This window comes from Mesorhizobium sp. WSM4820 (assembly GCF_055811075.1).
The window spans coordinates 55,020-61,791 of record NZ_JBVVQN010000025.1 but is presented as its reverse complement, the minus strand read 5'-3'; the positions used below and the strand labels follow the sequence as shown (position 1 = coordinate 61,791).

Annotated in this window: 4 protein-coding genes; all 4 read right to left on the bottom strand. The window is 62.3% G+C overall.

Annotated elements, in window-relative coordinates; translation table 11 throughout:
• Positions 1–411: 411 nt before the first annotated feature.
• Genes AC0L2R_RS29560 through AC0L2R_RS29545 form a run of 4 tightly spaced genes read right to left on the bottom strand, consistent with a single transcriptional unit; the run spans position 412 to position 6,663 of the window.
• Positions 412–2,745, bottom strand: coding sequence for a M23 family metallopeptidase (locus AC0L2R_RS29560; protein ID WP_473513102.1), 2,334 nt, complete (start codon positions 2,743–2,745; stop codon positions 412–414).
• Positions 2,742–3,248, bottom strand: a complete 507-nt coding sequence (locus AC0L2R_RS29555; protein ID WP_473513101.1) for a DUF1036 domain-containing protein — start codon at positions 3,246–3,248, stop codon at positions 2,742–2,744. Before AC0L2R_RS29555 ends, AC0L2R_RS29560 begins: the two co-directional genes overlap by 4 nt.
• Positions 3,249–3,259: 11 nt before the next feature.
• Positions 3,260–5,890, bottom strand: a complete 2,631-nt coding sequence (locus AC0L2R_RS29550; RefSeq protein WP_473513099.1) for a serine/threonine-protein kinase — start codon at positions 5,888–5,890, stop codon at positions 3,260–3,262.
• A 5-nt stretch (positions 5,891–5,895) separates the two neighbouring features.
• Positions 5,896–6,663 carry a PP2C family protein-serine/threonine phosphatase gene (locus AC0L2R_RS29545; protein ID WP_027154129.1) on the bottom strand — a complete coding sequence of 256 codons (768 nt, stop codon included), beginning with the start codon at positions 6,661–6,663 and terminating at the stop codon, positions 5,896–5,898.
• Positions 6,664–6,772: the final 109 nt, after the last annotated feature.

The window sequence follows — 6,772 nt, the reverse complement described above, 5'->3', positions numbered from 1 at the left end:
CGGCAAGCCCGAGGACAGGCTCCGCGGTCGGATGAGGGGTGTTCCAGCTTGGCACCGACAGCACTCCGGCCAACACCCCTCAACCGTCTTGGCGCTGCGCGCCAATCCACCTTCTCCCACAAGGGGAGAAGGCAAAGGGTGCGCTACCGCTGCAAACTCCGGTCGCCGACGTAAGCGATTTGGCTCCCCCTTCTCCCCTTGTGGGAGAAGGTGGCCGCCCACGGGTCTTGCCTCCGGCAAGCCCGAGGACAGGCTCCGCGGTCGGATGAGGGGTGTTCCAGCTTGGCACCGACAGCACTCCGGCCAACACCGCTCAACCGTCTTGGCGCTGCGCGCCAATCCACCGCCCGGGGCGAGTCACGGGCCTCGCCCGCCCTTCGGGCCCCACAAGGGGAGAAGGCAAGTGCTGGCTCACAGCGTCTTCTGAACGGAACTCACCATAGCCGTGATCGCCTGCTTGTATTTTTCGAACTCGGGCGATGTCTGCCGGACTTCCGTCGTTGTCGTTGTCTGTTGGCTCGCTTCAACCATCGCCGGGCTCAGCTTCCGCCCCATTTTCCTTTCGGCCCAGCTCACGACATAGCTGGCGGACTTGCCGGTGAGAAACGGGTTGGCCTGAATGACGGCCGATCCGAGCACGGCGCTCAATTGCGCCGAACCCGGCGACGATAACACTTGATGGGCGCCTTCCATCCCCAGGAAATGGCAGAGATAAAGCCGGCCGGCTGTGATCTGGTGGCCGCGTGCCCGAAGATAGGCTTCGCCTTCGCGCGCCAGATTGCTGACCATCTCGCGCGAGATGGTGGCGTCAAAACGCAGAGCGAGCAGGTCGGCGGTTGACAGTGTCCGCGCCAGTTCCGGGCGGTAGGTGTTCATCATCCGGATCCACGTCTTGGTTATGAACTGACCGGCGCCGGTCGCCGAAGAAAGTGGGTTCTTGGCGCGCGCCTTGCCGCCACTTTCGACTTGAACGATACGCTCGGTCAGCGTTTCGACAGCGGAAGCGTCCGTCGCGACTGCCGTAACCGTGCCCAGCGGATCGATCGCCTGGCCATTGCGATAGAGTTCGAAATGCAGGTGCGGCCCGGTCGAAAGACCGGTGGTGCCGATATAGCCAATGATATCGCCTGCCTTCACCTTCGCGCCGACACCGGCCTTATCAGCGAATTTCTGCATATGCGCATAGCGCGTCTCGCTGCCGTCCCCGTGCGAAATCTTCACCAAATTGCCGTAACCACTTCCATCGCCCTGAAAGACGATTTCGCCGTCGAAGGCGGCGGCTATCGGCGTGCCCAGAGGCGCCGCCCAATCGACGCCCTTGTGGATACGAACGGTTCCGAGGATTGGGTGCTTGCGTGGGCCGAAAGTCGAGGTCATGACCCCGTTGACCGGTGTGACCATGCCGTTGGCAACTGTCAGCGAGCGAACCTGATCGTCGCCGCTGACGCATGCAAACTGGCCGTCGGTCTGCTGGAACACGAAACAGTCAAGGCTTTTCTCGCTACCCCGGACGCCAACATACAGCACCCGTCCGGCCGTCTCTTCCTTGCCACGCGGTTTTTGCGAATAGATCAGGACCAGACGCTGGTCTTCGCTGGCGAAGGCATCCAGATCCTGTCCTCGCGACAGATACATGATCGCTTCTCCGATCACGCCGGTTGGAACCTTGTTGCGCGCTGCTGTCGAGTAGATCGCGTCGAGCAGCCGGTATTGCCTTTTGTGCGTGCCTTGCGCCTGTGCGCCCGAGTAGTTGAACAAATCTTCGCGGACCCAGGGGTCGACACCAGACACAAACACACCGGCGGCATTGCGCGTCAGCGTGCCGACAAATACGTTCCTGGCGTAGATCGAGACCTGCATGAGGGACATGGTTGTCGTCTCGCGTGTCGGCCTGAAACCGCGCATGGCGACGACATGACCTGGCTCAAGGCTCTCCCGATTAAAAAGCGCCTTCAGGGCCTCGCCTGCCAGCTTGGCATCCTCGGCGGAGAAATGCGCATCCAGGGCAACGCTGTCCAGGCTGCGGTCGTTGAGGATCTTTACGAAAATGTCCTCGGTAGCCTGGTATCGTTGATGTTCACTGATGACATTTGCAACGCTTGTGTTGTTTTCGATCTGGGTTTTCTGGAACGCGGGAAGGGCTGCCTCGCCTGAATCGATTGTTTCGCCCCAACCTGCTTCGGCATCATCGGTATCCCCCTGCGGGTCCGAAGCAACCGGAGCCTCGTTTAGTACGGGCGGTGGCTGAACATCGTTTTGCAGCTCGTTGGATGGCGCCGGCGCGGTCTGTCGCTGCGCCTGGAAGAAGGCGAAATCTTCTTGCGTCGACGGTATCGTCGTCATGAACTTTTCGCTGGCGCTAAGCATCACGTCGGACAGAATTTCGATCTGCGGAGAAACGCCGGCCTGGTCGAGTTCTGCCGGCCGCGGGATCACTTGGCTTTTTGTTGCGCCGCCGGTGTCGGGCGCAAGGGTGATCCACATCGGGTCGCCTGCGAGATCGATGATGGCAGGCACATAGACAGATGCGTCGGCCGGCACATCGTCGATTCCCTCGACGGCATGCAACTCCTCATCTTCGTCGCCAAACGACCAATAATCCGCGGTGAGATAGAAGCCGGCAGCGATCGACAACAGGGCAACCACAGCAAGTCCGGCAAGCAGCCTGCGCCAGAGCCTGCGCCTGCGCAGGGCGGCGCGGGCCTGCTTTTTCAACTTGAAGCTTGTGTCGATACTGTGCGTCACGGATTGCTTCCGGTCAGAAAGAAGGTCCACCGCGCCTGTTCAAGCGTATCGACTTCGAGAAATCGTGCGGCGATATGGCCGCGCTGCCAGCATTCATCGATGCCGCGTATCGAGAAACGCCGCCGGTCGATGCACATTTCGGTCGACCCGGTCAGGGTCGCATGGCCAAAGACGTCCGTCGCATAGATGTAGATGTAGCGGTTCGAAAGTTCCTCGCGGATGACGTTGACGCACTGATTTGCGCCGATGGTCCACCAGCCATCGGTCTGGTCGGCATTGTCGACTTTTTGGCCGACAGCGAGATTGACGACGTCGAGCGTCTGATTGCAGACGGTGAATTCGGCGCGCGCTTCGTGGGACGACAGGAGAGCCAGCAACGTCGCGCCCAATATCACCACAAGTCTGATAAGGCCTCTCAGGGCAAGCAGGCCGCGAAGCCGGTCACGCTGATTGTTGGGCGGGACAGCGGTCGGGAAGGGAAAACGCGAGCTGCGGAGGTCCATCGGCGTCCATGCTACCCGCCGAGCCGGAAGTATTTTGCCGTTGCGGAGAACTCAGCTCGGTTGGCGTCGATCTCGTCGAGAATTTTGGGCAGCAGCAGCGCGGCTGGTGTCGGCGCAGAGAACGCCGCAGCGTGAATATCCTGTGGACCCGTGATCACCATTATGATCTGCGGCACGACCTTGCCGGCTGCCTTGTCGGCTGCGCCAAGATCGATCGGAATGTTGAAGGTGGCCTTGTCCGCTTGCGCCAGGATAAGATCGTCGAGGCTGAATGCCATGCCCCTGTGGTCGATCAGCAGCACGCTGGAAATAAGGCCGCGATGCGTCACCAGCGAGCCACCGATCGGCGAGCCGCTCGGCACCGTCGTTCGATCGAGAACGAGCTGCGGCTTGTCAGCCGGCATCTGGTCCAGAAAGCGCAGAAAGTTGGTGACTTCGCATTGAGCCGGCTCAATGAGGCGGACGCTGATGTCCGGTTCGACACGGAATGTTGCCTGGAAATCGGACAGCATTCGTTCGAACGGCTGGATCTCCGTGCCCAATCCTTCGATGGCGACGGCGGCCTCGGTTGCCGACGTCAACGTCGCATAGAAACAGTCGCCGCCGTTGAAGTCCCGCACCCAGGAGACCCGTTGCGCAGCGGGGTCGAGGGCATTTTTCGGCGGCAGTTTTAGGTCCGGCTTCGGCACGTTCAAGGCAACAGTGGCTTCGCCCGGCTGTTTGCCTGGCGCCGGCTCGTACCGATGCCGTTTTGCGTTCGCATCATCCGTCTGGTTTTCGGCCCGCGCGTGCTGGCTGGCCGGCTGATCGGGCTTCCGGCTCTCCATCATTTCGGGACGGACCGCTGCGGGCGGCGAGGTCTCGTCGGCCGGCGGTATTGGCGCGACCTGGATGCGCGGCGGGATCGGGGTTTCCTCGGTTGGCGAAAGGACTTCGGCGGGCCGTGTCGGCTCCAAGCTTTGATCCGCCGCGGCATCTGCCCGATTTTCAGCTGGCGATGGCGCCTCGGCTGCCGCCGGCTCTGAAATGTCCTCGGCTGCCGCCCGCTCCGGGGTTTCCTCCGTCGGCGAGAGGACTTCGGCGGGCCGCGTCGGCTGCAAGCTTTGATCCGCCCCGGCATCTGCCGGACTTTCAACTGGCGGCTGCGCTTCGGCTGCCGCCGGCTCCGAGCTTTCCGCGGCTGCCGCCGGCTCCGAGGTTTCCTCGGATGGTGAGAGGACTTCGGCGGGGCGTGCCGGCTCCAACTTTTGATTCGCCGCCGCACCTGCCTGACTTTCGGCTGGCGGCGCAGTGGCTTCTGTTTGTGACTGATCGGGTGGAACTGCCTTTGCCGGCTCATCGCCCGGCGAATTTGCAGCGCTGTCCGTCGGGGCCGGTTTTGATGCTTTTGGCGACAAAAACGCTGTGTCGCCGGCGGTCGGCGTGGAAGGCGTCATCACGCCGCCCAGATAAACGCCTGCACCCGACGCGACAGCTAATATCGCCAACGCAGCGATCGCGATCGATCGGGTCTTGGCCGACTTTGCCGGGACCTTTGGCAAAACCGCCCGAGCAGGACCGGCAACTGGCGAAGGCCTTGGCTCGGACAGAAGCGCCGGCCGGACATGCGGTACGAAGCGCTGCTCACCGGCAGCCGCCGGAGGCTGACTTGCCAGCTTGGGACCGGCCATCTTGGGACCGGCAAGCCTGGGGCCGGGAAGCTTGGGGCCAGGCGCGGCGGTTCCCCCGGTTCGCGGCGTCCGGTCGCGCGGTGTGATCGACGTTGGCGGCCTTGTCTCCTCGTCCGTGTCGTCACGTGTCGCCCTGGCGATATCGGCCATGCTGATCGGCCGTTCCTGTGGATCCGGCTGCAGCATGGCCTCGACAATTCCACGAAAATCGGCGTCGATGTCGGAGAGGTCCGGAACGGTTCGGCGTTTTTCCACGATCTCGAACTGGGAGCCGCTCATGTCGATCGGTTTCCCGCGCAGAGCAGCGGCCAGCACCAGGCCCAGGCTGTAGATGTCGGATTGCTCGCTGACATCGCCGCTGTACAGCCCGAGTTGCTCGGGAGAAACGTAGTTGTACTTTCCCGCGAACTTTCCGCCGATCAGCGTCTCGCCGCCGACGGTCGCCGATCGCGCGATGCCAAAATCGATGATCTTTGCGCGATCGACCCGGCCTCCCGGCAGGATGATGTTATCCGGGGAGAGGTCACGGTGTATTGCTCCCGCCTGGTGCACGGCGTTCAAGCCGGAAGCCAGGCGATGGCAGAGCTTGCGCACGTCTTCCGTCGGCATCGGGCCATTTCGCATGATATCGAACAGCGATTGGCCGTCGACGAATTCCATGGCAAGGTAGGGGCGGCCGATACCGGGGTCGATCGTGAAGACGTGATATCGCACGACCGCGTCGTGCGACAAATGATTGAGGATCGTCGCTTCCTTGCGGAACAGCGACAGGATCGTCTGGTCACGGGCGAACTCGGGCAATACGATCTTGATGGCGACATGGTCGCCGGTCTGGATGTTGTGGCCACGGTAGACTTCGCCCATGCCACCGAATGCGATCCGCTCGTCCAGTTCATAGATGCCGCTGAGTTGCGTGCCGACCGCTGTGCTGGCCACGTCAGGCGATATCCGCGTCTTGTCGTCGGCGCTCATCAGCCTCAGCCTTCCGCTCTGGAAGGACCGGGATAGGCCCCATTGCGCCCGTCTCCGATCTTGACGAGCACGATCGTGACATTGTCCGTTCCCCCGCGCGCCAGCACCATCTGCAGCAGGTTTTCGCATGCCGCCTGAGGTGTCGCCGACACCGCCGCCGCCTCGATCTCGGCGTCTGTGACATGCGCTGTCAGCCCGTCGGTGCTCAGGACGAATATGTCGCCCGGCATGATTTCGCCTTGCTGGAAATCGATGACGATCTCGTCGCTGACGCCGACCGCATGCGTGATGACGTTGCGGCGCGGCCAGGCGAGCGCTTCGGCTGCGCTGATCATGCCCTTGTCGAGAAGTTCCTGGACTTCGGTATGGTCCTTCGAAATCTGCGAGATCGAGCCGTTGCGGATCAGGTAGACGCGACTGTCGCCTGCCCACAGGCAGGCAAACCGCCCATCCATCGCCAGCAGGGCGGCGACAGTGGAGCCAATGGTTACCCCGCGGGATTGCGATATCCTGCGGATTTCGGCATTGGCCCGGCTCAGCCGATCCTCGAAACGGGCGCGCAGATCCGGTGCAGAGCTTGCAATGCCGATCGTTGCCAGATGATCGACGATGCTGGCCGAAGCGACTTCCCCGGCATCATGTCCACCCATTCCATCGGCCACCACCCACAGGCCGGTGTCCGGCTCGACCAGATAGCTGTCTTCGTTGAGCTCACGGACACAGCCTCTGTGGCTGACGCCGAAGCTTTCAAAGGGAAGGGCGACATTGTTCACTTTGCCACCAAGCGCTTCTCGAGCGTCCTCTGCGGCGCGCCGTCAGGCGCTCGCTCGCGCCAGTTTGCCACAGGCTCGAACGTTAGAGTATCGAAATCAACGTCCGCCC

Coding starts and splice junctions, on each gene's coding strand:
- AC0L2R_RS29555 (WP_473513101.1), bottom strand. CDS start 3,248: ATGGACCTCCGCAGCTCGCGTTTTCCCTTCCCGACCGCTGTCCCGCCC.
- AC0L2R_RS29550 (WP_473513099.1), bottom strand. CDS start 5,890: ATGAGCGCCGACGACAAGACGCGGATATCGCCTGACGTGGCCAGCACA.